The sequence below is a fragment of the Prevotella sp. oral taxon 317 str. F0108 genome (genome assembly GCF_000162415.1).
Lineage (GTDB): Bacteria > Bacteroidota > Bacteroidia > Bacteroidales > Bacteroidaceae > Prevotella > Prevotella conceptionensis.
Genome location: NZ_GG740072.1, coordinates 815785 through 841994, shown reverse-complemented (window position 1 = coordinate 841994; position 26210 = coordinate 815785). Strand labels below are relative to the sequence as shown.

The following is a 26210-nucleotide window of genomic DNA, read 5'->3' as shown; positions in this document are numbered from 1 at the left end:
ATGTCCAACCCTAACACAACAGCGCAAATGGAAGAGATTAAACGAATTGAGGAACTGCGCGAACAGCTCCACCACCACAATTACTTGTACTATGTGCAGAACTCGCCTACGTTGTCCGACCAAGAGTTCGACCGCTTAATGCGCGAGTTACAAGACTTGGAGGCCAAGCATCCCGAAGTGTACGACCCCAATTCGCCCACCCAACGCGTGGGTAGCGACCTCAGCACGGGTTTCACACAAGTGAAACATAAATACGCCATGCTGTCGTTGGCCAACACTTATAATGAACAAGAGGTGGCTAGTTGGTACGCTACCGTCAGCAAAGACCTTGGCGGACAGCCTTTCGAGGTGTGTTGTGAACTGAAATACGACGGGCTTAGCATCTCGTTAACCTACGAGCAGGGGCGTCTTGTTAGGGCCGTTACCCGTGGTGACGGCGAACAAGGCGACGACGTAACGGCTAACGTTCGCACAATTCGTGCCATTCCACTTGTACTTCCCGGCACTGGTTACCCCAACGAATTTGAAATTCGAGGCGAAATACTGATGCCTTGGAAAGTGTTTGAACAGCTGAACGTTAAATTGGAAAAGGCTGGAGAAACATTACTTGCCAACCCACGGAATGCGGCTGTAGGTGCTCTAAAAAGCCATGATCCGAGACTTGTTGCCAAACGCAAGCTAGACGCATACTTGTACTATCTTCTTGGCGATGATTTGCCCTCCGACGGCCATTACGAAAACCTAAAAGCAGCCGAAACATGGGGTTTTAAGGTGAGCCAAGGCATGCATAAGGCCACATCGCTAGAACAAATATACGAATTTATCAACCATTGGGATACCGCACGCCACGATTTGCCCGTTGCCACCGATGGTATCGTACTAAAAGTAAATAGCTTGCGCCAGCAGCAACAGCTAGGCTTTACTGCAAAAAGCCCACGTTGGGCCATCGCTTACAAGTTTAAAGCCGAACGCGTTTGCACTCGCCTGAACGAGGTTACTTTCCAAGTGGGGCGTACAGGTGCCGTAACGCCCGTTGCCAACATGGAACCCGTATTGCTAGCAGGCACAACGGTGAAACGTGCAACCCTTAACAACGAAGACTTCATTCGCAGTCTCGACCTCCATATCGGCGATAACGTCTTCGTAGAAAAAGGTGGCGAAATCATTCCAAAGATTGTTGGCGTAGACGTTAGTCACCGTTCGCCCAATCTCCAACCAGTTCATTTTATCAGTAACTGCCCCGAATGCGGCTCCCCATTGGTGAGATACGCTGGCGAGGCAGCCTATTATTGTCCCAACGACACGGGTTGTCCACCGCAGATTAAAGGCCGTATCGAACACTTCATCGCCCGAAAAGCCATGAATATCGACTCCATCGGTCCTGAAACCGTGGACGATTACTTCCGCAGAGGAATTGTTCGCAACGTGGCCGACCTCTACGAGATACGCACAGAGCAAATAAATGGCGACGGAACACGGCAGAAGTCGGCCCAAAAAATTGTGAAAGGCATTCAAGATTCTGTGTCTACGCCTTTCGAACGTGTGCTTTTCGCACTCGGAATACGTTTCGTTGGCGAAACAACGGCCAAGCTATTGGCTAAGCACTTCAAGTCGATAGATGCGCTGATGGTTGCAACACCCGAGCAACTTGTTGAAGTTGAAGGCGTAGGCACGGTGATAGCAGAAAGCGTTGTGCGCTTTTTCCACGATGAAGTGAACCTCAACATTATCGAACGACTTCGCCAATATGGGCTGCAAATGTCGCAAAGTGTCGACCAACAACAGCCCGCTAGCGAAAAGTTGGCTGGCAAAAACATCGTTATTAGCGGTGTCTTCGAGCAGCATAGCCGCGACGAATATAAGGAGATGATTGAACGTAACGGCGGAAAGAACGTCAGTTCGATAAGCAGCAAAACGTCTTTCATCCTCGCAGGAGCCAATATGGGGCCATCAAAGATGCAGAAAGCACAGCAGTTGGGCATCGACATGATAGACGAAAGCGCCTTTCTTAAAATGTTGGAATAATGATAACCGTTTCTGTTTTGCCCGAAATAGCTGCGGTCTGTCCCAATTTTGTGGGTGCATGTCTTGTGGCTAAGGTGGCTAACACGACCTTCGATGCAAACCTATGGGAGAAGATCGAGGCCACACAAGCACAACTTCGGCAGACTCTCACCACCGAATCGCTGAAACAACAGCCCAGCATTGCCGCCACAAGACAGGTGTATAAGGCCTTGGGAAAAGACCCTTCGCGATACCGCCCAGCATCCGAGTCGCTCATCAGACGACTGTTACAGGGCAAAAATCTCTATCAGGCCAACACCCTGGTAGACCTTATAAACTTGGCTAGCATTGTACATGGATACAGCATAGGCGGTTTCGACGCCTCCAAAATCGCAGGTTCAACGCTGAAATTAGGCGTAGGCAAAGCGGGCGAACCATACGAAGGCATTGGGAGAGGCACATTAAATATCGAGGGCTTGCCCGTATATCGCGACGAACTGGGTGGCATTGGCACCCCCACAAGCGACAACGAACGCACCAAACTGACCTTAGACACCTGCGAATTGTTGATGCTCATCAATGGTTACGACGGCAATGAGGCTCGTGTTCGCGAAAACGCCATCTTCATTTCGGACTTGTTGCGCACTCATTGTCAAAGCGATGGCGGACAATTCTTTATCTTCAAACCAGACACTTCAAACAAAACATGGGAATAGTTATCGGCATAGACGTGGGCATCAGCACCACAAAGATTGTAGGGATAAACAAGGATGGCATTGTTATTTCGCCCTTGCGCATCAAGGCCACCGACCCTGTAACTTCGCTTTATGGAGCATTTGGTAAGTATCTGCACGACAATAAGATTTCTTTGGAAGAAGTTGAACACGTGATGCTAACCGGAGTTGGCGCTGCTTACATCAACGAACCCATCTACGGATTGCCCACCAACAAGGCCGATGAGTTCTTAGCCGACGGACTTGGCGCACGCTATGAAACGGAGATCGACCGTATGATTGTGGTAAGTATGGGCACGGGAACGTCGCTTGTTCAATGCGATGGCGACCGCATTGAACACATCGGCGGTATCGGTATCGGCGGTGGAACGTTGCAAGGCCTGTCGCGTATTTTGCTCAAAACCGACGATATCAAGCAGGTGTCGACACTTGCCCTGCAAGGCGACATCACCAATATCAACCTGCTTATCGGCGATATCAGCGCACAACCCTTGTCAGGTTTGCCAATGGATGCTACTGCAAGTCTTTTTGGTAACGCCAAAAGCAATGCATCTCGCGAAGACATCGCCCTCGGACTAATCTGTATGGTGCTGCAATCCATCGGCAGTGGCACCATCCTTTCGTCGCTAAATACAGGCATAAAAGAATATGTGCTCATTGGCAACCTAACCCTTTTGCCACAATGCAAAGACGTTTTCCCAGCTATGGAAAGGCTTTATCATGTACATTTTCGCATCCCTAAGCACAGCGAGTTCTGCACGGCCATTGGCGCAGCCCTTTATTATTATCAAGGAATACTCGAAAAGAAACAGAAGGGGCAACACCACTACGGCAAATGCAAATAATGAATACAAATAAAACCATAAAAACCAACTCTGCCAAGGCCTGGTTGTTGGCTGCACGGCCTAAAACACTTACTGGTGCTGCTGTTCCCGTATTGCTTGGAGCCATGTCTGCCTATCTAAAAACCGGCAACGAGATAAGGTTGTTACCCATTGTGTTTTGCTTTCTCTTTGCTTTCGTGATGCAGATAGATGCCAACTTTGTTAACGACTACTTTGATTTTCGCAAAGGAAACGACAACGAAAAGCGCCTTGGCCCTAAACGAGCTTGTGCACAAGGCTGGATAACGCCTGCAAAAATGAAGTGTGCCCTGTATCTAACAACCCTTTTGGCTTGCCTCATCGGTCTGCCGCTTATCTTCTTTGGCGGATGGATAACCATCTTGGTAGGATTGGTATGCGTTGTCTTTTGTTTCCTATACACCACTCATCTCTCTTATAAAGGTATGGGCGATGTACTAGTGTTGGTGTTTTTCGGCCTTGTTCCTGTTTATGGCACCTACGTTTTAGCCCTTCCACACTCTGCATTAAGCTTCTCAGCCGAACCTTTCGCCTTAGCTCTTGCCTGCGGTTTTGTGATAGATACCTTATTGATAGTAAACAATTTCCGCGACATCGAAAATGATATTGAGGCAGGCAAACGCACGCTTGCCGTTAGGTTAGGCATAGAACGTACCTTATGGCTTTATCTCTTTGTTGGCCTTTTTGCCATTTTGCTGTCGGGCTTTGCTTTCATCCTTGCAGGACATTACTTCGCTTTTGCCTTCTCGTTATGCTATATCCCCTTGCACATAAAGACATTTAATACGATGAAGGCTATCCGCAAAGGCAAGGCTTTAAACAAAGTATTAGGCAAAACAGCAGCCAACATCACCGCCTATGGGGTAGCCACGGCCATAGGAATGTTGTTTGATACAATGCTAAGATAAAAAAGAACCGTACGTTTCGCCACAACATGAGAAGGATATTCAACAAAGATTTAATGGACTTGCCAAGAACGGGAAGGGAACGCCAGGCTGGTGTTATCATAGAAAACATCAATGAATTGTTGAAGAACAAGACTAACCATACTAATTTTTCTCTAGAAGAAAGGAAGAGAGAAAAGCCAAGATGAATTACGCACTTTTATAGTTAGTGCCTTTCAATTTGATTTTACCGGACAGCAATAATTGGAATTAGATGTATGCAAATAAAAAAGTCCGCCAGCAGAAGTGCATGTTTGCATTCAGCTGGCTGACGGTTGTGTTATCCTGCCTATATACCTAATTGAGATTTTAGCTTATCAGTTTCTTTATCCCTTCGATAAGTTTATCGAGCGGTATTCCAGAGCGTTCGCTCATCATTTGCACGTTAGCTTTGCCCATCATGATTTTGCCTAGCGGCGTGTTGAGCATCTTAAACTTGGGATTGAGCTCGGGTAACCGACTTTTAAGCGTGGGATATTGCTTGAGAAGATCTTTCAGACGAGTTTGAGGAGTAATCTCTGTTACGGGTTCTGTCGTCTCTTCGTCTTCGGTTTCTGTATCTTCAACTCGCGTTTCCTGCGTATTGTGGCTTTGTTCGGCGGTTTCAGACGTGTCGCCATTGCTCCATGTAAGCAGTGTTTGCGAGCCTTCTAATGCACGAATGTGGGTGCAATCTTGCATCATTTCGAGTACGCCACGGAACTTTCCATCCTTATCGCGTACGGCCACATATATAATATAGATGAACAATCCTGGCTTGTTAATCCAAAATTCGGCCTTATCCTGTTCGCCACTCCTTAGTTTGTCTATCACTTCGCGAACAATATGTGCGCTTTTTCGAGGGTGACAGTTCATTACTTCTCGTCCGATGACATTCTTGCTGCGTGGGAAAATGCGGTGGTCGGTGTCTGAGTAGAAACAAACCAGTTCGTTTTCGTCCACGAAGGAGATGTCGATGGGCAGGTGTTTGTAAATGAGGTTCACCTGTTCGAGCGTTAGTTTGCCCGTGGTAACATCCAACTTGTCTCCTCCGCCGGCAGCCGAATACCCATATTTTGTGAGCAAGGCTTGCAAATCGTTGGCAAAGTTATTTTGTTCGTTCGGTTGGGTTCCCACCTTGTTTTCAGTGGTTTTGTGTTCCACTTCGAAGAAGGCAAAGCCAATTTCTTGGTCGCCACTCTTCATGTCTTCAAACTCTTCTTCGCTGATAAGGGCCATCGACGTGGGATAAAGGATAAATTCCTCTTTCTCCATTAGGTCGCGTGCGTAGAGTAGGACGCGTTCTTGTTGTTTGATGAAGGCGTCTTCTTGGTCTTCGCGCAGCAGGCGTTCTGCCTCACGAATTTCATCACGCACCATGTCGTCGAAGGTCCACATTGTTGTTGTGGGGCGTGTAAATCCCTTGCGTTCAAGCATGGGATAAAGTTGGTTTTGTTTGCGTTTGTAGTGTATGGGGTACTGACTAATCTTATCGTATAGCTCAAGCCATTGGTTCTTAATCATCGGGTATTGCACCAAGTCTTCCACCGCTAAGAGCAATCGCTTCATTTCCTCGTTTTCTTTAAGGTAATGCATGATGGGGTGGTCGGCCGGAAGATTGGGCATCGTGTTGTCTATTTGGTCGCCCAGCATGTTGATTATAGCGTGTACATCTTCGCGAATGCATTCGTCGCTGGTCTCTTCGGTCATTGTCTGCTCTATGTAGGCCACGTGGTAGGCACTAACTTTGCCTACACGTTCTTTAATTTGCTGTCGGGCCTCGTCGGCAGATAGCTGTCCGGACTTGAATGCATTCTCTATTTCGAAAAGCGCTTTAAGCTTTTCTGGGTCCATCGGCGGGAGGTAACCTCTCATTTTATGTTCCATATTTGGTCTTATTTTAATTTCGATTACGTTGCAAATTTAGTTATAAAATGTTGTTTGTTTGGTAACAATTGTTACTTCGCGGGTTTAAAAAAGGTTAAGGATTGGGGTGATGGGTTATGATGGTTAGCGGTTATTCGGTTTTATTCTCCTGGTTTTCCATCAGCCTGTTGCGGTGATGGAGTGGGGCATTCAGATAGTTATCCTTAGCAATCCGCCAAAGGGCGTTAAGTGTTCGAAAGCGTTTTCGCGCTTAAATACTCCCGCATATATGCCTGCACAAATCAGCACACCACCATGAGCGAACACCACCACGCGGCGATGGGGTTGGGTTTTCAATTGATTGAGAAAGTCGGAAACGCGTGAATACACGTCGGGGAAACCCTCCCCATTGGTTGTGCGCACGTTCATGTAGTCGGCATACCAACGTTGAAGGTTATCGTCTACTATCTCATCGAAACGTCGCATCTCCCAATCGCCCATGTTCATTTCGCATAATCGTGGGTCGATTATGGGGCTTTCGTAACCGCAGAAGGCCGCAAGACGTGTGGCTCGACTAAGTGGTGAGCTGTATGCCGCATCGAAAGGGGCGTGTGCTGACAAGGCGTTACGGGTGAGGGTGGCCTCTTGTTCGAAGGTTTCTGACAGCGCAACATCGGTGCAACCATAGCATGTGCCCTTGGCAACAGCCACGCTGGTGTGTCTTACAAAGATGATTTCCATATCTAAAAAAAAGATTTTAAAGGGTAAAGTTAGCGGTGAGTAACACTACGGCCGTTAGGTGAAATGCCAACTCGCACAGCAAAAACACGGCTCCACAGCAATCGCCCGTATAGCCTTTGATGCGGCGCAGCATCAGCATGTATAGGAAAAACATGGTGAGACAGGGTGCAGCTACAAGGAAATTCCAATCTAAAAGTCGGCTGCCCCAATGAGCATCGAAATAAAGAAGGCCAATGAATGGCGTAAGACCTTGCACCATGAGCGAGACCCCTGCCGTGAGATTGAACCTGCGATAAATGTTATGAGCCTTGGCTTGCTCTTCGGTTCGGGCGTAAGGAAGTATCTGGGTGATTTGTCCTGCCACCATTTTACAGAACGGATCGGCCGTGAATGCAACGAGTGCGGCGTATAATGGGCCGAGTGAAAGCATACATTCGAAGAACAACGCGAAGTAAACGATGAGCGAAAGAACGCCGAACGTGCCGATATGCGAGTCTTTCATGATGGCGAGAATACGGCTGCGGTCTTTTCCTCCCCCGCCGAAACCATCGAAGAAGTCGGCTAATCCGTCTTCGTGCAGTGCGCCCGTAACCAACAATCGCGCAGCAATGGCCGCTAAAATGGCAATGGAGAAGGGCAAAACCTTTGAGCCAAACCAAATGATGGCACCCATTAGCGCGCCTGTTAACCACCCTGCGAGAGGCCAGAACTCAACAACCGACTCGTAAGCGTCTTTCGGTGGCTGATGAATACGCCAGAAAGGAAGTCGGGTAAAGAAGATGAAGGCCGCCCAAGGACGGTCGTACCATCTAGAAGTATTTGTCGATATTCGCATCTTTGAAGTTGTTCATTTCGTTTATCATTCGTACGGAGCTTTCGATTATGGGGTAAGCGCACAACGCCCCTGTACCTTCGCCCAGGCGCATGCCTAGTTGTAGGATGGGTTGTGCTTGCATCAAGGACAGCAATTGGCGATGTCCGCTCTCGTCGCCACAGTGTCCGAAGACGGCATAATCAAGTGCGGCAGGGTTTAGTTTGCTTGCGGCTAGCATGCTGGCAGACATAATGAAACCATCAACTAGCACTATCATGCGCTGTTCGGCAGCGCGGAGCATCGCCCCGATGGCGGCCACCATCTCGAATCCGCCAAAGTATTGGATGATGGTTGCAGGGTCGTTGTGGGGCAATGGTTGGCGTTTGAAGTGGTTTACGGCCTGTTCGAGTACGGCTAGCTTGTGCTTTTCGCCCTCAGTATTTAGCCCTGAACCACTACCAACGCAACTGCTAAGCGGTAAGTTGCCCCAAAGACTCATCCAAACACTTGATGGCGAGGTGTTGCCAATGCCCATTTCGCCCAGACAAAGCACGTTGCAGCCCTTGGCTTTGCAACTTTCTGCTAGCTCGCTGCCAGTGTTTAGGGCTTGTTGCATTTGCTGCTGGCTCATGGCTGGTTCGTGAAGAAAGTTGCGCGTGCCGTTAGCTATCTTGCGGTTGAGTATTGTTGGATGGGCCGTTAGGTCGTGGTCTACCCCCATATCCACAAGTGTTAGTTCGAAACCATGTTGCTTGCAGAAGAGGTTCACCCCACCTCCACCATGCGTAAAGTTTATCATTTGTTGCCAGGTTACTGCTCTTGGGGATACGCTTACGCCTTCTTGCTCTATGCCGTGGTCGGCGGCGAAGAGCAGATGGCAAGGATGCGACAGGGTGGGCGATAGTGTGTGCTGTATGCGGCATATTCTATAAGCAAGGGTTTCGAGCATCCCCAGCGAACCTTTGGGTTTGTTGAGGTTGTCTATTTTCTGCCAAACGAGAGAGTCGTCTAGCATTAAGGGAGGTATGTTGAAGTGCATCATCGCATAAAAATGAAAGCGTTGAATGGACAGAGATTTGGAAAAACGCTGTGTCGGGTGACAAAGTGACTATTTTATCTTCACCGCAATGCCGCTAACCATCAGGTAAACCTCGTCGGCCCTAGCTGCTACATATTGGTTCATCCATCCTTGTAGGTCGGTAAAGCGGCGTTGTAGGGCGTTGTTGCTTACTCCGCCACTTCCTATCTCGTTGGTAACGAAGATAAAAGTGGCCTCTTGTGCTGTAAGCTTGTCGAACTCGGCCTTCAGCTCTTCAAGTGTTCGGTCTACATCGGGCAGTGTTGACGTGTTGTTGCTTGCGCCGTAGAAGAAGTTGGTGCACCAAAGGGTGATGCAATCTACCACCACCACCTTATTATATAATAGGTGTTTGCTTAGCGTTTTCTCTTCTTCGATGTTGGTCCAGCATGGTCCGCGCCGTTCTTGATGTCGCGCAATACGCTGCTTAAACTCGTCGTCCCAAGCGTGAGCCGTGGCCATATACACTGGTGTTGGCGAGAGATTGAGTGCCATGCGTTCGGCAGTAAGGCTTTTCCCTGAGCGTTGGCCGCCCGTAATTAAGATTACTTTCTTCATGATGCGAAGTTACAAAAAAGACGAAAGAGTGCATTGAAAAGTGTATTTTATTTCGCTTTTAAGGTCATTTTATGTCCCATTCCCATCTTATTTTGGACTATTTAGAGGATAAAATGGTTATTTTTTGATAATTTATTTGGTGCTTACAGCTTTTTTCTTTTCCTTTGCAAGCGTTTAGATTGAGATAACTTAATAAGTCAAATTTAATTATTCAGGAATGAAAAAGTTGTTTACACTTTTCGCTGCCGTTTCTTTGGCAGCCTCTGTTTCCGCGCAAACAGTAACCGAAAGCAAGACTTTCGACAATTTCTACATCGGTGTTAATGGTGGTGTTTCTACTGTTACAACTGGTCATAGCTGGTTGAAAAACCTCAACCCTAACGCTGGCCTGCGCATTGGCCGTTACTTTACCCCTGTATTTGGTGTGGCTGTTGAAGGCAACGCTTACTTCTCTAACAAGCCAGGAACGTCGTATGGCACGTTCGTTCGCTTCATCAACAGCTCTGCTCTGGCAACAATCAACTTCAGTAACTGGGTTGGTGGCTACAAAGGCGAGCCCCGTACGTTCGAGGTTATCGGTTTGTATGGTCTTGGCTGGTTGCACACTTTCAACAACCAAGATTGGAAAAACGTAAACGCTCTTACTTCTAAGGCTGCTATCGACTTTGCTCTGAACTTTGGTTCTAGCAAGCAATTCCAATTCTACGTTGAGCCCGCTATCATATATAGACTTAATGGAGAAGGCAAGGAAGGTTTAGAATACAACATCAACAAGTCGTTCGTTCAACTCAACGGAGGTTTGGTTTATCGCTTTGGAAACTCAAACGGTTCGCACAACTTCACGGTTGCACAAGTTCGCGACCAAGCTGAAATTGATGGCTTGAACGCTCAAATCAACAGCCTTCGTGGTGACCTGAGCAACAAAGACAGTCGTTTGGCTGAAAAGGATCGTCAGATTTCTGACCTCCAAAAGGCTTTGGACGATTGCAACAACCAACCCAAGACCATCGTTAAGAACGTGAAATCGGAAACGGTTACCAACCTGCAACCCACCGTTCTCTTCCGTCAAGGTAAGGCTGTTATCGACCCTGCACAGTATGCTCCGCTGGAACTTATCGCTTCGTACATGAGAAATCACCCAGAAGCTAAGGTTGAAATTCGCGGTTACGCTTCTCCCGAAGGTAGCGCAGAACTGAACCAAAAGCTTTCTAACGCTCGTGCACAAGCCGTTAAGGACGCACTTGTTAAGAGGTACAAGATTGCTGCTAGCCGCCTTACCACTAAGGGTATGGGTGTAACAGACACGCTGTTTGAAGAAGTTTCGTTCAACCGTGTTGCTACTTTCAATGATAGCAGCAAGGGCGAATAATTTTCGTAGCTAAGTTATAAAAATGGTCCCGACATTCTTTTGAGTGTCGGGGCTTTCTTTTTTATGGGCGCACGTATTTTTTTATTTAAATTCTCTTACCCGTCCAGCAAGTCTTTTTAACCGATAGGCCTAACCTACCTAACCTTTCTCTTTTGCTTACCCCAGTTTTTCACCGTCCGCTTTTCGTCCAATAAAATTCCTATAAATGTGTAAAGGCCTTATTTATTGTCAACAAACTTGGGGCGTAACATGTTTTCTAGTTAACTTTGTAGCCGTTAAATGGGGCAGATGGTTTGTTAGTAGCACTCGCCAGCCCTTTCATAGCGCATCACAACTCCTAGATGTTATATATGGAGAAGTTTGATGCTATTTATTATAAGTTTAAACCACTGCATAGTATGATGTTAGATAAGATAGGGAAGTACGAATTCTTAATAGAACCATTCCATTGCGACTTCACGCACCACCTTTTTGTGGGGCATTTAGGTAATCATGTGCTTAATGCAGCTGACTTTCACTCAAATGACAGAGGCTTTGGCATGACCTATCTAAACACTATCCATAAGACCTGGGTGCTATCGAGGCTGGCACTTGAACTAGAAGAACTGCCAAAGGAGTACTCGCGCATGAGCGTAGAAACATGGGTTGACGGCGTAATGCGTTTCTTTACCAACCGAAACTTTCAGATGACCGATGCAGAAACAGGCACTGTTTACGGCTATGGCCGTAGTGTTTGGGCCATGATAGACACGCAAACGCGACAGCCCGCCGACATTTTGGCCATCAACGAAGGCAGTATCGTGAATTATGTTGATAAAGAAAAGGCCTGTCCTATTGCCGTATCTTCGCGCGTTAAGTTGAGCGGACAGGCGATTTTAGAGGGTTCTGTCGAAACTCATTACAGCGATGTAGACATCAATGGGCACATCAACAGCGTGAAGTATCTCGAACACCTTTTCAACTTAAAGCCAGAAACGTGGCATCGCACCTATCGCGTAGGGCGAATAGATGTGGCATACGTGGCTGAAAGTCACTTTGGCGATGTACTGCATTATTATAAGGAGGAGATAACAGAGGTCGAAGAACTTTACCAAATTGTGAAGTGTACGCGAACGGGCGATACGGCTGAGGTTTGTCGCGTAGCAGTGAAATGGGTAGAGAGATAAGCAAGTCGACATACAGCTTACCTATCTTGTAATGGGCAGTGTGTGTAACGCTGCTCAGTATAAGGTGAGTAGTTTTATGCCTGCCTGATTCATGATGATTTTCAGTACTGGCTGAGCCTCACTCTTCCACAATACACCCTTCTTTTGATAAGGCATCGACAAAATCTTTGGGTAGGTTGCATTTATAGCATGTCTTCATGCCAAGTTTCACTTGTACCTCTTCATAATTCTCCTCGTATAGCGTGTTGCCGTTCTTGTCATTAAAACTCACTTTTATCTTCAAGCCCTCACTGTCGGTGCGTGGAAAGGTGTAGATGGCAAATGTTGGTGGAGTGGTTCTCATCATTTCTGTAACTTCGCGCGTTTCTGTTTGTCGTGAATTTACGCACCCTTCAAGGCCTTTGGCATCTAGCGTGCTGCTTCCGCCCGTGTATCTGAACTCCACTTGTGCCACGTTTTGTGGCAACGTGCTGGTAACTGACAGCTGAAACATGGCAGTTACGCGTTTCATAGACAGTGTGAAGGTTGACTTACCCGATACGGTTATCTCTCCACAATATACATAGGTGTCGGTAATTTTGTTCTTGTAAAAAGTTATTCGTTGCGCATTGGTGATTGTTGCGTGTCCCATTCCTGCATGAGCCACAGCCACAACGCTGTATGTACCATCGTCTAGTCGCAAGGATGGTTTCATAAATAAGTCGTTCTCAGCCGACAGGTGCACGCTCTTCACACGCTTACCCCCCTTAAACACACTCACGCTTAACTGAGTTAAGGCCTCATTTTTTGTGGCGTAAGCAGGTCTAGCTTCACCTATTTCGGTGTAGGGCTCAGCAGTTGGGGCTTCGAAAATAAGCGTTATGCCATCGGTCTCCGCTTCTTTTTCAGGCTCGCTGTCAACCACAGGTTTCTCGCACGCTACAAGAAACAAAGCCAAAACGTAAGTAAGTACGTATGCCAATCGTTTGTTGTTTGTCATGATATGTAGGTTTTAGTACCTACAAAAGTAGTAAAAAAAAATGATGAATACCATGTGTCATTATGAAATGTTTTGCTAAACAATCACATTTCCCATACTATCATTCGGTTTGTTATGTAATTTCGTCGTTTTCTCGCACGGAACATCAAGCAATGCTAGTTTGAGATAAGCGGTTGTTTTTCTTGCGTAAGAGAAAGTAGACCAATAGTGGCGGTCATAGGCGTACGTTCTTTCCATACCGTTGCCCACACGCGTTTGTACGGCACAACCATTCTCTTTGTCCAATTTTTAGTAACAATTTTAACATTATAAGTGCCCTTTTAGCCCATCAGTTGCTCACCTTGCCGCAAAAAATCGATTCTCGTGAAGGTTTGTTTTGATGCAAAACGGGGTTTGCATGTGAATGCGACAAAATGAATTTTTATTTAAAAACAGCATCATTTGCACCAACTTCTCGGCGTTTTGCCGCTAAAAGCAGTACGTTTTGATGCTAAACGCAGTGCGTTTTGGTGCTAAACGCAATGCATTTTGGTGCTAAACGTAGTGTGTTTTGGTGCTAAACGAAGTGCATTTTGGTGCTAAACGCAAGGTAAAATGCTACTAAATGCTAGATGAAAAGCATAAAAATTCACTGCAATCGTATAAACAAAACCTTTCTGAATCATTAAAAACTTGGCGCAAAAGGGCAAAATAGCCATTGAAAAGTGGCATTTTAGGGGCTAAAAGTGCGTAATTGGGCATGAAAAAATACGAGCTAGCAGACAAACTAGAAAGGCAAAATGGTACAAAATGTAGGTTTTGTTCTTGAAAATAGACAAAACGTTGGGTGTGATAGGTGATGAATAGTGGCTATTTTCCTACTTTTTAGCTTTTATTTTCGCTAGAACGAAGTGAAAATTAGAACGATATTGTAAAATAAAAACGATAATTTAAGTTTTCGTGTTAGTGGGTTGGAGAGTTGATGAGTTGACTCATTTGGGTGCTGTTGGATTTTCGTGAGTTGATAAACCAATAAGTTGATTTGTCTTGCACTTCGGATATGAAAGGAGTGCTTGTCTTGGCTTTACTACACTAAGTCAATAGAGTTCTCTCTATTTATGTTTCCATAAATTGGTGTTTAATATACAATGATCGATTGAGGGTTAAATGCCCTATGTCGGGTATGCCTTTTTTGCCTATTTCATTTCAATACATAATAAAGGGTGTAAACCAATAAACAGCTGATTTACACCCTTATTAGCGGAGAGAGGGGAAAATGACCATTCCGCTGCAACTCCTTGTATCATAGTCTTTTATTTTTTTATCCTTTTTAATTGTAGCCATATTGTAGCCACAACAGAGTATTTTGAGAGTACACGCAGATACTGCTACCCGAAATGCGCACTTGCATTTCTTGGGTTCAAAAGTACAAAAAAGTAGAACATCCTCCAAATTATTGTGGGAAAATGTTTTAGAAATCTTTTGGCTACAATTTTCAGTGCATGGTGCAAGTCTATATATATAGATAGACCTTGCACCATGCACTGACAGTCCCAAAGGTGTGATTGATTGATATGGCAGGCTCAAGATTTTCGCCTACGCATTGGGCAACACGGCAACAAATAACGCATAATGTAAAAAATGCAAAATGGCAATATAATGCCAACAATGGCAATTTAATATTCTTTCTAAAGCCCTATTTGTCAGGAACTTTGCAGCATTATTTCTAACAAAAAGACGGATACATATGAAGACAAAGAAACAAAACTCTGGAAGGAATGCAAAATACTACGTTGTACTTCCGACGCTTGAAATCATGCTTTCCGCCTGCAAAAACTGCAAGCTAAGGGCAGACTATGCCGACATGGAATATTCCAACTTTATGAAACACTGCAAGATGCAGACCGACCTTCGTATCAACACTTATGCAAGATGTGCCGCAGCCTTCGATATGGACGTGCTGCTGATACATCTCCCAAAGGGAATGATCGATTCCATGATTGCAACCACGCCCCATAAAAGCCTTCGCTTCTCCACAATGGAGCAGGAAGATCTCATCGTTATTCTCAATCGGCTGTGCAAGCTGGACAGTAGAAGATTTAAGCAGCATCTTATGCTGTTATTGCACCAATTGGGGAAGGACTCTGAATTTCCAGACGGATGATAATCCACGGAGAGCAACAATTCAATCCTAAACTGAAAAGAGAAGTGGCATATGACAGAAGAAGACAATTTACAAAAGACGGTAATTGCAGAGTTACGCTCACTAAGGAACGACATGGAGCGAATAGCCGGCTTTATCGTGGAAATGAGACGCGACTATTCCGTTTTGGAGGATAAGATGGAACTCAGTTCCTCCGACGTCATCAGACTCTTGGGCATTTCGCGGGCATCCCTTGCCCGATGGAGGGACACCAACGCAATCCCGTTCAGGTATATATCATGCAACCACGTTGCTTATCCGTTCAAGGGACTTTACGTCGCCGTCAAGAGCGGACGTGCCTCATTCAAGGGTTTCAGACGAGTGGAAGCCCTACAACGGCTCAACGCCTACAAGGATGGTGTCCTTAAAGGATATATGGGTGATGGTCAAACTTTATTTGAGGAGCTATGAACATCAAAGAAGAAATACTGAGCCGAACCAACAAAGGACTGGATGTGTTCTGCTTCTATATGCCCATCGACTTTGTGCCAAAGCGCAATTTCCGAAATCCTTTGTATGACGACAGGCGTGCATCGTGCAATATCTATCTCGACAACAAGTCCGGCTGCTACCGAATGAAGGACTTTGGCAACGATGCCTACTCCGGCGACTGCTTTTGGTTTGCAGCCACAATGCTCGGACTGGACGTGAGGAAAGACTTTGTTAAGGTGCTTGAAACCATAAATCGGGACTTGCAGCTGAATATTTGCATTGAAAGGAAAGAACATAGTAATCCCCACACAATGATGATGAAGCCTTGCAAACCAACCTTAGTACAACCACCTAACCAGCTCAAGAAGATGGAAGGTAAAAAGTGGTACAAGCTAATTGAGCAATCTTTCAATGTCAAAGAACTAGACTATTGGGAGCAATATGGTATTGATACTAAGACTCTGCAACGTTTTCATGTAAAGTCGCTTGCTCGCTATGAGTCTGTCTCCAATCAGGGTAAGCCGTTTACACTTGGTTCAACACATGAAGATCCGATGTTTGCATACAGTATGGGGAAGTTTGTAAAAGTCTATCGCCCTAAGAGTAAGCTGCGCTTTCTTTATGGGGGTGAGAAAGTGAACGACTATGTCTTTGGCTTCCAGCAGCTGCCCAGCAAAGGGGATGTTGTTTTCATCACAGGTGGGGAGAAAGACGTGCTTTCACTTTCGGCTCATGGTTTCAACGCCATCTGTTTCAACAGTGAGACGGCACAGATTCCTGAGAATATCATCGAAGGGTTACAGCTCCGCTTTAGACACATTATTATATTGTACGACTCCGATGAGACTGGCATAAGGGAAGCCAAACGGTAAACGGATGAGCTTGCCCAATATAAGGTCTTGAGTCTGACCTTGCCATTGCAGGGGGGTAAGTCGGAGAAGGATATATCGGACTTCTTTGCCTTGGGCAATGAAGCAAAGGACTTGAAAGTGCTTCTTAATGATATGTTCACCAATATGTATGCACAGACGATGATGATATTGCAATCTTGTGAGATAGACTACGATAATCCGCCAGACGCTTCAAAGTCGGTGGTGGCAGTAAATGGTGTTCCGCTTGGAACGCAGGACAATCTGTTTTGTATCACAGGTGGAGAAGGAACAGGAAAGAGTAACTATATTGCTGCTATCCTTGCCGGCACACTTGGTTCAGAAAGATTACAGGCAGAGCAAACCTTGGGATTGGAGGTAACCGCCAACCCCAAAGGCTTGGCCGTACTTCACTATGATACGGAACAGTCCGAGGCACAACTCTATAAGAACTTGGAGAAGACGCTTCGCAGGGCTGGTATCAAGTCCGTGCCTGAGTTTTATCATTCTCTCTATTTGGCATCACTATCTCGCAAGGACAGACTGAAAATCATTCGTGAGAGTATGGACTTGTTTCATCACAAACACAGTGGAATTCATCTTGTGGTCATTGACGGTATAGCAGACCTGATACGCTCCGCCAACGACGAAACGGAGAGTATAGCCATCGTGGACGAACTCTATCGATTGGCAGGGATTTATAATACTTGCATTATTTGTGTCCTACATTTTGTACCTAACGGCATTAAACTCAGAGGGCATATAGGCTCGGAGCTGCAACGTAAGGCAGCCGGCATTCTCTCCATTGAGAAGGATGACAATCCTGAATACTCAGTCGTCAAGGCTCTGAAAGTGCGTGACGGCAGTCCGCTAGATGTGCCGATGATGCTCTTTGGCTGGGATAAGAAAGCCGATATGCACATTTATCGTGGGGAAAAGTCGAAGGAGGATAAAGAGAGACGCAAGACCGATGAGCTGTTGGCTGTTGTAAAGTCTGCATTCCGTGCCAAACTAAAGTTATCATATCAAGAGTTATGCGACGTGTTGATGCGAGAAATGGAAATCAAGGACCGAACGGCAAAGAAGTACATTGCCTATATGAAGGAGCAGCGTATCTTGTCGCAAGACACAAGTGGTAACTATCAAAAAGGAGAATTATGCCATACATAGAACATACTTCAGAAAAGGATTGGTGCAAGCGATTGTTTGACAGATTGAAAACTGTCGAGAATAAGCTCGATCAACTGCTTATACTGAAAGAGCAGTCTGTTGATACAACTACCCATCCGCCTCTTAAACCGGAGTATCTTGACATCATCGACGTATCGAAAATTCTCAAAGTGGAGCAAAAAACCATCTACAACTGGGTATGGGCTCACAAAATACCATATCTTAAAGCTAACGGAAGACTTCTTTTTCTTCGTGAAGAGATAGACGAAATGCTACGCAAGCGTGATGAATGGTAATCATCTTTCACGATATGAATATATATTTTGTTATGTAAATGCTTGCGTTTACATAACAAAATGTGTATCTTTGCACAAAGATTGAATTGTATGACAAGCAAGGGTATTAAGAAGAAAATATCAGAATTTGAAATGGGAAAAGTCTTTAAGTTAGAAGACTTAGGGCTTTTGCACACCGAGCATCAAGCAGCAGTGATGACTTTACGAAGACTTGTGGAAAAAGGAGAAATAGAGCGGCTTAGTCCGGGTCTCTACTATAAACCTAAAATAACACCTTTCGGAGAAGTCGGACCTACTATGGAAGAAAGATTTCGGGATTTATTATACAAAGATAACCGCCCTATAGGTTATCTGACAGGATTCTACGCCTTCAACTTATTGGGACTTACCACACAGCAATCTACCACCCTCGAAATTGGGACAAACTTCCCTCGTCGAAATAGAAAACGAGGTATGTATGCAGTTCGGTTTGTAATACAAAAGAATGAGATAAACAAGGAGGTTATTGATATGCTACGCCTGTTGGATTGCCTTAAATGGATAAAAAAGATACCCGATACGACTGTTGACCAATCCTATTCTCGTTTGAAGAATTTAATAAATGCCTATTCTAAAAAAGAACAGGAGCGGATAGTGGAACTTTCGATGAAATACTCTCCTTTAACTCGTGCCCTGCTGGGTTCGATGCTTTCTGACAAATCATTGACAGATAAATTATATCAATCGCTTAGTCCGCTAACGCAATTTAGGATTGGACTTTCACCATCACTCGCAAAAAAACAATGGAACATACAATAGCCAAACAACTGCATTTGGAAAAAGAAAATTTCAGAGACCTGCTTCATGCCGCTTCTGAGGAACTCACCATCCCTATCCAACTGGTAGAGAAGGATTACTACATCTCGTCCATACTTCGTGCTCTTTCTGAAAGTAGTTATACCGAACAGATAGTATTCAAAGGTGGTACATCCTTGTCTAAGGCTTATCAACTGATAAACAGATTTTCCGAGGATGTAGATTTTGCTGTCATAAGCGAACACATGAGTGGTAATCAAGTAAAAATGCTACTTTCGCACCTCATGAAAGAAGTTACAGCTAATTTGAAAGGGGATTTAGGTTTCAGCGATATTTCCAAAGGATCAAAATATAGAAAACAAGCTTTTCTCTACGATACTCAAGTAGGATTAGATGAATTATCCAACCCTGTACCAGCAAGAATTATAGTGGAAATCAGTGCATTTGCCAATCCATTTCCCCATGAAATACGAATAATTGAGCCGTTTGTAACTACATTTCTAAGAAAGAAGGGAATGAGTTCCTTTATAGAACAGTATAATCTTACACCCTTTGAGTTAAATGTGTTGTCACTCAGACAAACTTTATGCGAGAAAGTCGTATCGCTTATTCGTTTTTCAATGAGCGACACTCCATTGGCATCATTGACATCCAAAGTACGTCACTTCTATGATTTGGATGCACTCCTAAGCATAGAACAATTACAAAATTATATTTCCAGCGATGCGTTTGTGTCAGATTTGATAACACTGATAAAACACGATCAGCAAGCCTTTGATGAGCCAAGAGGCTGGAAGCTTTTGGACAACCTAAATCAATCTCCCTTGATAAAAGACTTTGAAAATATATGGAGTTCTCTGACACCGAAATATATTGAGAATTTATCTAAAATCGCATACCGTAAGATACCATCACCAGACAATATAAAATCCTCTTTCACCAAGATTCTCCACTCGATAGAAAATATTGATTTAGGACGGCAAGAGAATTAAACATTTAGGAAAGAACGAATATTCATAAAGAAAATCTCTTTTGTTTTACAGAAAAGCCCCAAAAGTTAGAAACAAAACTTTTGGGGCACATTATTTCGGAATTAGATGTTTTAATGCCGCCATTTCGGACGAAAACTCTGTGAGCGATTATCCGCTTCTTTTGTCGGTTCATTCGCATTCTCTATTGATGTAGAAATCTCATTACCGGACAGACTATTTTCCTGTTCCGCTTTATCTTCTTTGTCCGCCGAAAGCGTTAATGCAATCTTCCTGTCCAACTCTGCCGACTGCCCTTTGAGCGAGTGAAGTTCGTCCTCTTTCTTCCACGCTCCATTAGCGATAGCAGTGTAGATCTCCTTATTGGCTGCAACCTTCTCTTTCTCCTTCTCGTGCGATTCTATTACCTTGGGGATACGCCCCAGTGCACCCAAGAAATTCTCACACGCAAGTTTCGGATCCGTAGCCAACTTACCATTATTATAGGTGTAGTTGATGCTCTCCTGCCCTTTAACAAAGAAGCGGTTCACGGAGCAGTCAAACAAATCTTTTGAGGTACTCTCCGTTTTCACCATGATGGAAAAGCCATAAATTTCTCCAATTTTATTGTACTCACCTTTGGTGCGTGCCTTGTCGTTAATCTCCTGCAGGCGTGCGGCAATGACCTTGGTATCCGTACTGCCCTCCACACCTTTTATGAAAAGTTTATTGATAGGATTGCCGTCCTTATCACGCTCGACACGCTTCTCAAAGCATGCCAAGTCCGCCTTGGCTTCCTTAATCTTGTCCGAATGAAAAGATACGGAACTGTCAATCTCCGCCAACTTTCCCGTTGCGGCATCACGCTCACGGAGGAAGTTCTTACGCTCGGATTCCAGCGTGGCAATCTTCTTGTCGAGTTTGGCTTTCTCTAACAAGTCTGTATTACCAGATAGCACGGCAACATACTCTGAAAAGTTCATACCGCTATCCTCGTCCATCGAACCCTCGTCAATGGTACGACTACCGAGCGTATTGGTCTTCAACTGATTGATAAACAATTGCTTGTTATGTAGTAGGTTGAACTTATAACTGTCCAACGACCGCTCCACGGCATAGATAATCACATCGACCTTGTTGTCCGCAAATTCTTTGGCAACCATATTGCCTTTACGGATTGCCCGACCATTGCGCTGTTCTAAATCTGAGGGTCGCCAGGGTGTGTCAAGTTGATGCACCGCCACCGCACGCTGCTGGGCATTAACTCCCGTTCCAAGCATGGATGTAGAACCGAAGATAATGCGGATGTCTCCACGATTCATCGCATCTACCATCGCTTTTTTGGCTTTCTCGTTCTTGCACTCCTGAATGAAGCATATCTCGTAGGACGGGATATGATAGTCCTCCACCAATTTTCGCTTCACTTCAGAATAGATGTTAAAGTCTCCACCGGGCTTGTAAGTACCCAAGTCAGAGAACACAAACTGCGTACCCTTCTGTGCATCATACTTCTGATAGTAGTCATTAAGTAGCTTTGCACAATGGCTTGCCTTGTTGTCGATATGATCCGAGTACCCGTTTTCGTCTATCATGCGTAGATCCAAGCTCATTTTGCGTGCGTAGTCTGTGGCAATGAGCATCTTCGCCCTTTCCTCACTCTCGCTAAGCGGCGCACGACCTAAGATTGTGGCATCCCCTTTCTTGGCAAACTCCATCAACTTACCGATGAATTCTTCCTGTTCAGGTGTCGGCGGAATGTTATGCAGTATCTCGTTCTTCTCCGGTCTGTCAATGCCAATATCCTTTGCCGTGCGAAAGTCGCAAATCTCCGCATAGAACGAGGCAAGTTCCGGCACTTTAATAAAAGTTCTGAAGCGTTCCTTCTGAATAATCTCATTCGTGATGGAAAACTCATAGTCGGTGGACTTCTTGGCAAAGACCGCTGCCCATGCGTCAAAACTGTTGATGCCCTGCTTTTCCAAGGCTTGCGGGCGCAAGTATTTGAACAAAAGATAAAGTTCGGTAAGACTGTTGGAAATAGTTGTTCCCGAAAGAAAGGTTGCTCCCAAATCCTTACCCGACCGCTCCTGTATGGTGCGAATGGCAAAGAGCATATTGAGCGCACGCTGTGATCCGTCAGGATTGCCCAAGCCCGAAACCCTGTCGTGGCGAGTGTTGAACATCAGGTTCTTGAATTGGTGGCTCTCGTCCACAAAAAGATGGTCAATGCCCATCATCTTGAAGTCCACGGCATCGTCCTTGCGCTCGGCTATGCTGTCTTGAATGCCCTGCAACTTCGCTTCCAAGGTCTGTTTCCGCTTCTCCAAACCTTTGAGCATGGCACGGGATATGTCCGCTCCCTGCATACGGAGCACTTCAAGGTTTTCTTCCACCGAGTCTTTCTCTTTCTGTAAGATAGCCTCCTGTATCTCCAAAGCCTGCGGTATCATACCGAACTGCTCATGCGTGAGGATAATGCAGTCCCAATCGTTGTTCTTGATGTCATTAAAGATGCGCTGACGGTTCTGCTTGTTGAAGTCGTTCTTTCCCGGATAGAGTATCTTGGCATTGGGATAAGCCTTGCGAAACGTGTCGGCAATGTCGAAAACATTTGCCTTCAGTCCGATAATCATCGGTTTGTTCGCTAATCCCAACCGCTTCATCTCGTAGGCTGCCGTACACATAATAAGCGTTTTTCCTGCTCCTACTTCATGGTCGCAGATACCCCCGCCATTGGTTTTGAGCATCCATACGGCATCTTTCTGGCTCTTGTAAAGGTCAGGTATGCCCAATCTTTTAAGGTCAAGGTCGGGAAACGACTGATGCGTACCGTCGAAGTTGGGACGCACAAAGCAGTTGAAAAGGCGGTTGTAACGCTCAGAGAGCTGCTCCTTGAACGTGTCAGGTGTCCGTCCCAGCCAATCCACGAAGCCCTGCCTGATTTCCTCAATCTTGGCGTTTGCCTGCTGTATCTTTTCGCCGTCCCTAACCTTGATGGTCTTTATTTCTCCTGTGTTTTTGTCTATAACCTCCCGGGAATGGTGTTGTGAAGCGCGTGCTTCAGCAGGTTGATGCCGTCATATCGGCGAAATTCTCCCTGCACGGCATACTTGTGCCAGATATTGGCATTCTTTCGGTCGCAGACAAGGGAATACTCGTCCATATTGGAATGGTAGGACACGTTGATGTCCGTCTCGAAGAACTCCGAGGCGAACTTGCCATATACTTTGGCAGGTATCCAGCGTTCACCGAGGTTGAAGTCCAAATCGGCAAAGGGAATGGGCGTTGGCGTGGCGGCACGCAGGGCTGTCAGACTCTGTTTAGCTTCCTCATGCTCCGGATGATCCAAGATCCACGACTCGATACGCTCCGCCTTTTCAATCACGTTGCCTGAAATGAACTTGTCGGCTACCTCGTAGCTGTTCTCTTCGGGATTGTAGAAGATGCGTCCCTCCAAGGCGGAAAGCATATCGCTCTCTTCCATGTCGGGAAGCAGGGAACTCATATAGTCAAGTTCCACCGTACCGTATTTGTTGAGTGATGCGCCCAATGCCTCCATCGGGTCTGCGGCAATGGAAAGCTCGGAGGTGGAGAAAGCCGTTGGATGGTCGAAGATATCCGCCTTGATGTACTTGCCGTTCTCGGAGCGTTCCAAAAACAACATCTCCACTCCGGTGGCATCCATCTTAATAATATCGGTGTTTGCCTTCTGGTTAAAGCATCCCCAACGACCCACATAGCTGTCATAAAGCCGATTGAGTTTCTCACGCTCTTCCTTGTCCTCCGCTTGGTTGTTCGCCTCATAATCATAGAGTCGGTGATAACTCTCCCTAATCTCAATGTATGCTTTCAGCCGTGAGAACTGGGCAAAGGGCAAGTCCATCGGATTGAAGGTAGGATGCCGTTTCAAGTCAGAGAGAAAACCGACCTGTCCTTTCTGCACGACAATAGAGCCGTCCCTCAGATGAGAGTCGGGCGATGAGAGAAAGGGACGCGGTGAAGCGTCAAACTCTTTCTTGACTTCTGCTATGGGCTGTGGCTTACGAGGCTCGGCTTCCTCCATAAAGTCAAAGAGCGAGGGCTCTCTGACGGGGGCTGATGCAGTTTTCTTGTTTCTGCGGGGACTAGTGGGTGTACTTCTTGTCGATTTAGGTTGCCTGCTCGCAGAAAGCGGTTGGTTATCTCTGACCTTCTTTTGTTGAGCAGCCTCTTTGATTTCATTATTTACACGGGCTACATCTTGTGTCCAAAGACTATACTCTTCTGGGGCAAACAAGAGTTGCTCCGTTGCTTCGGTCTCTATGGTGCTATCCATAATCGGATGATGGTCTTCATCAAAGAATACCGTCTGTCCGTTCATTTCACGTGGGGTTTCCACGTCCGTGCGAATTTCACGGCTTGCCTGCTCATATTGCCTTTGAAGGTTGATTACGGGGACACCTTCGGGAGCAGGTTCGTTTTCAGGCTCTATTGTTGGAAGTACCTGTGCAGCTTGTGCTTCTTTTTTTGTCTCTGCTTCGTCTCTTGCTTCATCTCCCACTATCTTATTACCATCTTCGACCTTCTCTTGGGGCTGAGTGCCTTCCTGCACGGGTCTCAGAACTTCCTGACGGCTTTCATCCTTGCCTTCCTCAATGATAGGTTCTTTGGTGTATTGTCCTCTGACAATCTCTTCCAGTTCCGCAATCTCGTGCAATTTTGTGGGTTTGAAGTATAAGTCCCGCTCAATACCCAAGCCTTTGACCTTTACTTCCTCCATTTCTTTGAGGGACATATACCCAAGTTCCCAGCCATAGCCCATCGTAACGGCACCGAAGCCGATGCGCTCCTTGGGGTCGTATTCCAGCATATAGGCAGTATAGGCTCCCATCGGAAAGAAATAGCGAGCGTATGCCGTGCGGTCGCCAATGAGCTGTTTTTCCGTTGCATAGAGCTTGGGAAGTTGCTTCTTGGTGCTGTCGGGCATCAAATTGTAGGCATTTTCTTCTTCTTTTTCGTCTTCCTTGTCCTCTTTCTTTTCCTCCTTATCCTTGATTTCCTGTCCTTGAGGTATTCCTTCCGTTTTTATGTTTTCTTGCACTTTTTGCACCATCTTGTCCACGTGTACCTGCCATTCCTCCTCGGTCATGGGTATACCGCTTTCATAGAGTTTACGATCGAAACGCTGCTCTACTTCCAAAGAGAGCTGTGTACGCAGGCTGTCAGCCATATCCTCGATACTGCCGTCAAACGTATATTCCCAAGCAGGCTTGCCGTAAGGGTCTGTACCCATTTGTCTGTCTGTGACAATCGTACGGTGGGAAATATCCTTCCATTCGCCCTCGAATAGTGAGTTATGATTGAACGCAATAGAAAAGCCGTCGCCTTTAGGAACAGAGGCGGTTTGTACAAACTGCTGCTCGATGCCCTCACCAATTTCCTTGCCACTCTGCTTTTGCAGCACAATGAGGTCGCTGCCCACATCCGTACCTGCATTCTCGGAGAACATGCCCGAAGGCAAACGGATAGCGGAGATAAGCCTGCTGTTCTGCATGAGGTAACGACGGATAGCTTCATTTTTAGGACTGTCCAATACGCCCTGCGAGGTAATGAAAGTAAGAAGTCCGCCCTCTTTGATAGTGTCCAGCCCTTTTACAAAGAAATAATTGTGAATGGTTCTGGTGGATTCCCGTTTAAGGATATTCTCCCCCTTGCTATAACTACGGTCATAAACCATAAAGTCGCCAAAGGGGATGTTGCTGGTGATAAGGTCGTACTTGTCCTTGTCTTCCAATTCACCGATAGCTTCAAAGGGTTCTTGCCGAACAAAGATATTATCCTTACCGTAAGGATGAAGGGCTTGTGTGATGCGTGCCGTCAGCAGGTCTTTTTCCATAGCATCGACCATGCCTGCTTGTTTGGCAAAGGTTTCGGTAAAGGCTCCCATACCTGCGGAAGGGTCCAGGCATCGTCTTACTTGCACATCGGTGGCACTTAGGGCATCGGCAATGGCGGAGACGATACGGGTGTCGGTATAGAAAGAGGTCAGTACGCTTGCCTTGATGCTCTCCCAATAGCGTTTGGCGGTGTTGGCATCAACGGCATCACGGTAAATCATCTGTTTGAGTCTTTGGGTCGGCGCGAACAGGTTTTGCTCCGATGCGCTCCAATAACGGAGGTCATCGGGATTATCACATCGGTTCAAGACGCATTTCAGACCACCGAAACCTTGATAACCTCTGAGCAAGACTTTCTCGGCTTCGGTGGCTTCACGGCGTTCTTTCTCTAATCGGAGGACCACACGGATGGCTTCCGTATTGCCCTCCAAGACTGCTTTCTTATTGTATGCCATAATTTTTCTGTTTTAAGATGGAGAGGGAAAATTAGTCGGGAGATCATTTCTGACGTATAGTTTTTTTACTAT

17 protein-coding genes and 2 pseudogenes are annotated in these 26210 nt (G+C 45.9%); 12 read left to right on the top strand and 7 right to left on the bottom strand.

Annotated elements, in window-relative coordinates:
* Window positions 1-27: 27 nt before the first annotated feature.
* From ligA to menA, 4 genes are read left to right on the top strand one after another with little or no spacing between them, the layout of a single operon-like run.
* Window positions 28-2025 (top strand): NAD-dependent DNA ligase LigA, encoded by a 1998-nt coding sequence (gene ligA / locus HMPREF0670_RS03020; RefSeq protein WP_009229686.1) that lies wholly within the window; start codon window positions 28-30, stop codon window positions 2023-2025.
* Window positions 2025-2720 carry a B3/4 domain-containing protein gene (locus HMPREF0670_RS03015; RefSeq protein ID WP_009229685.1) on the top strand — a complete coding sequence of 232 codons (696 nt, stop codon included), beginning with the start codon at window positions 2025-2027 and terminating at the stop codon, window positions 2718-2720. The genes ligA and HMPREF0670_RS03015 overlap by 1 nt, the downstream gene beginning before the upstream one ends.
* Window positions 2711-3583, top strand: coding sequence for a type II pantothenate kinase (gene coaW, locus HMPREF0670_RS03010; RefSeq protein WP_009229684.1), 873 nt, complete (start codon window positions 2711-2713; stop codon window positions 3581-3583). Before HMPREF0670_RS03015 ends, coaW begins: the two co-directional genes overlap by 10 nt.
* Window positions 3583-4509 carry a 1,4-dihydroxy-2-naphthoate octaprenyltransferase gene (gene menA, locus HMPREF0670_RS03005; protein ID WP_009229683.1) on the top strand — a complete coding sequence of 309 codons (927 nt, stop codon included), beginning with the start codon at window positions 3583-3585 and terminating at the stop codon, window positions 4507-4509. The genes coaW and menA overlap by 1 nt, the downstream gene beginning before the upstream one ends.
* 345 nt (window positions 4510-4854) lie before the next feature.
* On the opposite strand, the gene HMPREF0670_RS03000 is transcribed toward menA, so the two are convergent.
* From HMPREF0670_RS03000 to cobU, 5 genes are all read right to left on the bottom strand, one after another.
* Complete coding sequence (locus HMPREF0670_RS03000; protein ID WP_009229682.1) at window positions 4855-6411, bottom strand: PAS domain-containing protein; 1557 nt, start codon at window positions 6409-6411, stop codon at window positions 4855-4857.
* A gap of 189 nt (window positions 6412-6600) precedes the next feature.
* Complete coding sequence (cobC, locus tag HMPREF0670_RS02995; RefSeq protein WP_009229681.1) at window positions 6601-7131, bottom strand: alpha-ribazole phosphatase; 531 nt, start codon at window positions 7129-7131, stop codon at window positions 6601-6603.
* A gap of 16 nt (window positions 7132-7147) precedes the next feature.
* Window positions 7148-7966: an adenosylcobinamide-GDP ribazoletransferase gene (locus HMPREF0670_RS02990; protein WP_009229680.1), complete on the bottom strand. Its 819-nt coding sequence runs from the start codon at window positions 7964-7966 to the stop codon at window positions 7148-7150.
* Window positions 7941-8987 (bottom strand): nicotinate-nucleotide--dimethylbenzimidazole phosphoribosyltransferase, encoded by a 1047-nt coding sequence (gene cobT, locus HMPREF0670_RS02985; protein ID WP_044077647.1) that lies wholly within the window; start codon window positions 8985-8987, stop codon window positions 7941-7943. Before cobT ends, HMPREF0670_RS02990 begins: the two co-directional genes overlap by 26 nt.
* A 66-nt stretch (window positions 8988-9053) precedes the next feature.
* Window positions 9054-9581: a bifunctional adenosylcobinamide kinase/adenosylcobinamide-phosphate guanylyltransferase gene (cobU, locus tag HMPREF0670_RS02980; RefSeq protein ID WP_009229678.1), complete on the bottom strand. Its 528-nt coding sequence runs from the start codon at window positions 9579-9581 to the stop codon at window positions 9054-9056.
* Window positions 9582-9798: 217 nt separating this feature from the next.
* Between cobU and HMPREF0670_RS02975 the strand changes: the two genes are divergently transcribed.
* Window positions 9799-10950: an OmpA family protein gene (locus HMPREF0670_RS02975; protein WP_009229677.1), complete on the top strand. Its 1152-nt coding sequence runs from the start codon at window positions 9799-9801 to the stop codon at window positions 10948-10950.
* A 401-nt stretch (window positions 10951-11351) separates the two neighbouring features.
* Window positions 11352-12116 carry an acyl-[acyl-carrier-protein] thioesterase gene (locus tag HMPREF0670_RS02970; RefSeq protein WP_009229676.1) on the top strand — a complete coding sequence of 255 codons (765 nt, stop codon included), beginning with the start codon at window positions 11352-11354 and terminating at the stop codon, window positions 12114-12116.
* 118 nt (window positions 12117-12234) lie between these two features.
* On the opposite strand, the gene HMPREF0670_RS02965 is transcribed toward HMPREF0670_RS02970, so the two are convergent.
* Window positions 12235-13095: a FimB/Mfa2 family fimbrial subunit gene (locus tag HMPREF0670_RS02965; protein ID WP_009229675.1), complete on the bottom strand. Its 861-nt coding sequence runs from the start codon at window positions 13093-13095 to the stop codon at window positions 12235-12237.
* 1726 nt (window positions 13096-14821) lie between these two features.
* On the opposite strand from HMPREF0670_RS02965, the gene HMPREF0670_RS02960 reads away from it, so the two are divergent.
* The 6 genes and pseudogenes from HMPREF0670_RS02960 to HMPREF0670_RS02935 all read left to right on the top strand — a co-directional run bounded on the left by HMPREF0670_RS02960 (window position 14822) and on the right by HMPREF0670_RS02935 (window position 19831).
* Window positions 14822-15238 (top strand): hypothetical protein, encoded by a 417-nt coding sequence (locus HMPREF0670_RS02960; RefSeq protein WP_009229673.1) that lies wholly within the window; start codon window positions 14822-14824, stop codon window positions 15236-15238.
* A gap of 51 nt (window positions 15239-15289) precedes the next feature.
* The gene (locus HMPREF0670_RS02955; RefSeq protein ID WP_008450566.1) at window positions 15290-15688 is read left to right on the top strand and encodes a hypothetical protein; all 399 of its coding nucleotides are present in this window, start codon (window positions 15290-15292) and stop codon (window positions 15686-15688) included.
* Window positions 15685-17748: pseudogene (locus HMPREF0670_RS16175) on the top strand (AAA family ATPase). The gene HMPREF0670_RS02955 and the pseudogene HMPREF0670_RS16175 overlap by 4 nt, the downstream one beginning before the upstream one ends.
* Window positions 17736-18044 (top strand): helix-turn-helix domain-containing protein, encoded by a 309-nt coding sequence (locus HMPREF0670_RS02945; protein WP_009229671.1) that lies wholly within the window; start codon window positions 17736-17738, stop codon window positions 18042-18044. Before HMPREF0670_RS16175 ends, HMPREF0670_RS02945 begins: the two are co-directional and overlap by 13 nt.
* A 90-nt stretch (window positions 18045-18134) precedes the next feature.
* Entirely contained in the window at window positions 18135-18842 is a 708-nt protein-coding gene (locus tag HMPREF0670_RS02940; RefSeq protein ID WP_044077646.1) for a DUF6088 family protein, read from the top strand.
* Complete coding sequence (locus HMPREF0670_RS02935; protein WP_044077645.1) at window positions 18827-19831, top strand: nucleotidyl transferase AbiEii/AbiGii toxin family protein; 1005 nt, start codon at window positions 18827-18829, stop codon at window positions 19829-19831. Before HMPREF0670_RS02940 ends, HMPREF0670_RS02935 begins: the two co-directional genes overlap by 16 nt.
* Before the next feature lie 110 nt (window positions 19832-19941).
* Here HMPREF0670_RS02935 and HMPREF0670_RS02930 read toward each other — a convergent pair.
* Window positions 19942-26138 (bottom strand): annotated as a pseudogene (locus tag HMPREF0670_RS02930) (helicase-related protein).
* Between the last annotated feature and the right edge of the window lie 72 nt (window positions 26139-26210).

Excerpts from the sequence above, each read along its gene's own strand:
- cobU (WP_009229678.1), bottom strand. The coding sequence starts at position 9,581 with ATGAAGAAAGTAATCTTAATTACGGGCGGCCAACGCTCAGGGAAAAGC.
- HMPREF0670_RS02935 (WP_044077645.1), top strand. The coding sequence starts at position 18,827 with ATGGAACATACAATAGCCAAACAACTGCATTTGGAAAAAGAAAATTTC.
- HMPREF0670_RS02960 (WP_009229673.1), top strand. The coding sequence starts at position 14,822 with ATGAAGACAAAGAAACAAAACTCTGGAAGGAATGCAAAATACTACGTT.
- HMPREF0670_RS02945 (WP_009229671.1), top strand. The coding sequence starts at position 17,736 with ATGCCATACATAGAACATACTTCAGAAAAGGATTGGTGCAAGCGATTG.
- ligA (WP_009229686.1), top strand. The coding sequence starts at position 28 with ATGGAAGAGATTAAACGAATTGAGGAACTGCGCGAACAGCTCCACCAC.
- HMPREF0670_RS03015 (WP_009229685.1), top strand. The coding sequence starts at position 2,025 with ATGATAACCGTTTCTGTTTTGCCCGAAATAGCTGCGGTCTGTCCCAAT.
- HMPREF0670_RS02970 (WP_009229676.1), top strand. The coding sequence starts at position 11,352 with ATGTTAGATAAGATAGGGAAGTACGAATTCTTAATAGAACCATTCCAT.
- HMPREF0670_RS02965 (WP_009229675.1), bottom strand. The coding sequence starts at position 13,095 with ATGACAAACAACAAACGATTGGCATACGTACTTACTTACGTTTTGGCT.
- menA (WP_009229683.1), top strand. The coding sequence starts at position 3,583 with ATGAATACAAATAAAACCATAAAAACCAACTCTGCCAAGGCCTGGTTG.
- HMPREF0670_RS02955 (WP_008450566.1), top strand. The coding sequence starts at position 15,290 with ATGACAGAAGAAGACAATTTACAAAAGACGGTAATTGCAGAGTTACGC.
- HMPREF0670_RS02990 (WP_009229680.1), bottom strand. The coding sequence starts at position 7,966 with ATGCGAATATCGACAAATACTTCTAGATGGTACGACCGTCCTTGGGCG.
- coaW (WP_009229684.1), top strand. The coding sequence starts at position 2,711 with ATGGGAATAGTTATCGGCATAGACGTGGGCATCAGCACCACAAAGATT.
- HMPREF0670_RS02940 (WP_044077646.1), top strand. The coding sequence starts at position 18,135 with ATGACAAGCAAGGGTATTAAGAAGAAAATATCAGAATTTGAAATGGGA.
- HMPREF0670_RS02975 (WP_009229677.1), top strand. The coding sequence starts at position 9,799 with ATGAAAAAGTTGTTTACACTTTTCGCTGCCGTTTCTTTGGCAGCCTCT.
- HMPREF0670_RS03000 (WP_009229682.1), bottom strand. The coding sequence starts at position 6,411 with ATGGAACATAAAATGAGAGGTTACCTCCCGCCGATGGACCCAGAAAAG.
- cobC (WP_009229681.1), bottom strand. The coding sequence starts at position 7,131 with ATGGAAATCATCTTTGTAAGACACACCAGCGTGGCTGTTGCCAAGGGC.
- cobT (WP_044077647.1), bottom strand. The coding sequence starts at position 8,987 with ATGATGCACTTCAACATACCTCCCTTAATGCTAGACGACTCTCTCGTT.